The organism is Nostoc sp. KVJ20, from assembly GCF_001712795.1.
Lineage (GTDB): Bacteria > Cyanobacteriota > Cyanobacteriia > Cyanobacteriales > Nostocaceae > Nostoc.
In genome coordinates this window covers 1-3,446 of record NZ_KV757795.1, presented here as the reverse complement: position 1 = coordinate 3,446, position 3,446 = coordinate 1, and the positions used below count along the sequence as shown (strand labels likewise).

Annotated in this window: 3 protein-coding genes; 2 read left to right on the top strand and 1 reads right to left on the bottom strand. The window is 42.9% G+C overall.

Features of this window, described 5'->3' with window-relative positions:
• Positions 1-627: 627 nt before the first annotated feature.
• Complete coding sequence (locus tag A4S05_RS37440; protein ID WP_012408660.1) at positions 628-813, top strand: DUF2949 domain-containing protein; 186 nt, start codon at positions 628-630, stop codon at positions 811-813.
• 94 nt (positions 814-907) lie between these two features.
• The gene (gene ftsH4, locus A4S05_RS37435; RefSeq protein WP_069074807.1) at positions 908-2,779 is read left to right on the top strand and encodes an ATP-dependent zinc metalloprotease FtsH; all 1,872 of its coding nucleotides are present in this window, start codon (positions 908-910) and stop codon (positions 2,777-2,779) included.
• Positions 2,780-2,927: 148 nt separating this feature from the next.
• Here ftsH4 and A4S05_RS37430 read toward each other — a convergent pair whose 3' ends face one another.
• Positions 2,928-3,269, bottom strand: a complete 342-nt coding sequence (locus tag A4S05_RS37430) for a hypothetical protein (protein ID WP_069074806.1) — start codon at positions 3,267-3,269, stop codon at positions 2,928-2,930.
• Positions 3,270-3,446 lie beyond the last annotated feature (177 nt).

Below are 3,446 nucleotides of genomic sequence, written 5' to 3'. Positions count from 1 at the left end.
CTCAATTGATGACACGCCCTAGAATTTTTGGAGTTCTTGTCTTAAACCCTTGCTCCATTAGGTCGCGGGCTGTTACAGATAGCGCAGCGGTAGCTCAGGAAAGGAGCGTCGGGCTTTTCCTCTACTCTTGACTGCCCGACGCTCGCGGACTCGCTAACGCTGCGCTATCTGCCTCCAACATCCTCGATAACATTATGGAAGAGGATATGGGATTTCTCTTTGTGTCTCATAATATCTGCCTTTTTTGTAACAGCGTTTTCTTCAGCAAAATTTTCTTATTTCTAGTAGGCATCTCCAGAAATTAAATATGCGATATCCAGAACCCTTGTAGAGACGTAGCAGTGCTACGTCTCTACATTCATTTTCGGAGATGTCCAGTGGTGTTAACTCTTTGAGTACGGTAAACCGTATTTGCTCGTTAGTTCCCAAAGATTAATTTAATTGTTAAGTTTAGTTACATAAATAAAAAAAGCTGCACCCGTTGCCAGATAGGAGAAATTATGAAAAGCGTTAGTATCCTTAACAATCGAGACAAACTGAGCCACTTTGCGGTGTAGGCTGGAAAATACATCACACAAGTAAAGCTCTCTCAGAAATAAAGCTTATTTAACATTATTTAACATTGCGATGAAAGCTACAGATCAATTGGTGCATTTTTTAAAAGAAGAGTTGGGTATTTCTGGTGGAGCAATTTCTCTTGCTTTGCGACATTGTGAGCAGACTCCCAACTTTCTGGCCATGACCCTCTGGCAATATGGGCTGGTAACACTAGATCAGTTAGCCCAAATTTTTGATTGGTTGGAAACAGTATAAGTTGCGGCTTTAACTATTCGGGTGCTAAATATTGGACTTTTTGTGAAAGTCACATTCTCAACAATTTTCATTCTAAGGATTGGTTACAACATTTATGGCAATTAAAGAACAGCCTAAGTCACCTCGGTTTCGGATCATCGCTAATATATTACTGGCAGTATCAGGACTATTCCTGCTCTTAAATTTATTTTTGCCTGGTTTATTTGCTTCTGGCCCTACTGGTGTTCCCTATAGCTTATTCATTCATCAAGTCCAAGAAGGGGAAGTCAACCGCGTTTCCGTCGGTCAAAATCAGATCCTCTACGAACTAAAAACAGAAAACGCCGAACCAGGCCCGGTGTTTGCAACTACACCAATCTTTGATTTAGAGTTACCCAAACTGCTAGAAGAAAAGGGAGTTGAGTTCGCCGCTACACCTCCACCCAAGAATACTTGGATTACAACCCTCTTGAGTTGGGTGATTCCACCACTGATTTTTATTGGTATTTGGCAATTCTTTCTCGCCCGTGGTGGTGGCGGTGGCCCTCAAGGTGCGCTTTCTATTGGTAAGAGCAAAGCTAAGGTTTACGTTGAAGGCGAATCAGCTAAAATCACTTTTGCAGATGTGGCTGGAGTCGAAGAAGCGAAAACTGAGTTAGTGGAAATTGTAGATTTCCTCAAGACTCCGGCACGGTTTACGCAAATTGGCGCTAGAATTCCCAAAGGTGTGCTGTTAGTTGGCCCTCCTGGTACTGGTAAGACACTTTTAGCGAAAGCCGTAGCAGGAGAAGCAGGAGTTCCATTCTTTAGTATTTCTGGCTCCGAGTTTGTAGAATTGTTTGTCGGCGTTGGTTCTTCCAGAGTCCGGGATTTGTTTGAGCAAGCTAAAAAACAGGCTCCCTGTATTGTATTCATTGATGAGTTAGACGCGATCGGTAAGTCTCGTAGCAGTAACGGCTTCTACGGTGGTAACGATGAGCGAGAACAAACCCTCAACCAATTACTAACGGAGATGGACGGGTTTGCGGCTGGCGATGCAACGGTGATTGTCCTAGCTGCTACCAACCGTCCCGAAAGCCTTGACTCTGCATTGCTGCGTCCAGGCCGCTTTGACCGCCAAGTTTTGGTAGACCGTCCTGATTTATCTGGTCGGGAAGCAATTCTCAAGATTCACGCTCAAAAGGTAAAATTAGGAGATGATGTAGATTTAAGAGCGGTCGCTACTCGTACCCCTGGTTTTGCTGGTGCAGATTTGGCAAACTTGGTAAATGAAGCGGCATTATTAGCAGCTCGCAATCTCCGTGAAAGTGTTGCTCAAGAAGACTTCGCTGAAGCAATTGAGCGGGTAGTCGCCGGTTTAGAGAAGAAGAGTCGCGTGATGAACGAGACTGAGAAAAAGATTGTTGCATACCATGAAGTTGGTCACGCAATGGTCGGGGCGCTAACCACAGGAAACGGTCGTGTAGAAAAGATTTCGATTATTCCCCGTGGGATGGCTGCTTTGGGCTACACTCTGCAATTACCAACTGAAGACCGCTTTTTGATGAATGAAGATGAATTGCGGGGTCAGATTGCAACTCTATTAGGTGGACGTTCCGCCGAAGAGATTGTGTTTAACAGCATTACCACAGGTGCTTCCAACGATTTGCAACGAGCAACTGACTTGGCAGAACGGATGGTAACATCTTATGGGATGAGCAAAGTCTTAGGGCCATTAGCTTACCAACAAGGACAACAATCGATGTTTTTGGGTAATGGTGGGGCTAATCCCCGACGGGCGGTAAGTGAAGACACATCCAAAGCCATTGATAGCGAAGTCAAGGAAATCGTGGAAACAGCCCACGAACAAGCCCTAGAGATTCTCAGACAGAATCGAGACTTGCTAGAAGCGATCGCTACTCAACTCTTAGAAACAGAGGTCATTGAAGGCGAAAAGCTGCACGATTTGTTGAGTCAGGTTAAACCTGTAGCTCATACTAATTCCTAATTACAACAATGTAATTCAACCATAAGGTAGGGGCGCATAGCTGTCATTGGTGGCAACTTAACGTAAAAAGTTTAGTTTGCCCCTGGTGTCAGCTATGCTATATCTGCCCCATTTTGTAATTAATGATTTGGTAAATGGGATAATAAATTTATTGAAGTTCAGGTGGAATATCATTTAAACTAAATGTCCGCATTGATTCGCCAGAGAGATTTTCTCTCACAATACGGGCTTTAATTCGTCTCACCATTTTTTCAAAAATATTGCGTACATCCCGACCGTTAGCAAAGTTATTTCCTCGATTTTCATACATATTGATGAATATAGTTTTCAAGCGCTCTGATACATTTTCAGTACATATCCATCCAGTTTTATTGTTATTACACATTGTCAGGAAAATAGAGTGCATTTCCTCACCTGTATAGTCAGGAAAATCTATATGAAAAGCAATGCGAGATTTTAAGCCAGAATTACTATTGAGAAAACTTTTCATGTAAGGATTCAGGTAACAGAGTATTGACAAAGGGGACAGTTGAGGTGGAGTATCACAAATATGAACCAAAACCTGACTCATGAACTAGACCCAGAAAGTTTGGGCCAGTTATCCAAAGAAGAACTGGTAAACATGATCATTGAGCAGAGTAAGGTAATACGTGAATTACAGCAAGAA

Excerpts from the sequence above, each read along its gene's own strand:
- A4S05_RS37440 (WP_012408660.1), top strand. The coding sequence starts at position 628 with ATGAAAGCTACAGATCAATTGGTGCATTTTTTAAAAGAAGAGTTGGGT.
- ftsH4 (WP_069074807.1), top strand. The coding sequence starts at position 908 with ATGGCAATTAAAGAACAGCCTAAGTCACCTCGGTTTCGGATCATCGCT.
- A4S05_RS37430 (WP_069074806.1), bottom strand. The coding sequence starts at position 3,269 with ATGAAAAGTTTTCTCAATAGTAATTCTGGCTTAAAATCTCGCATTGCT.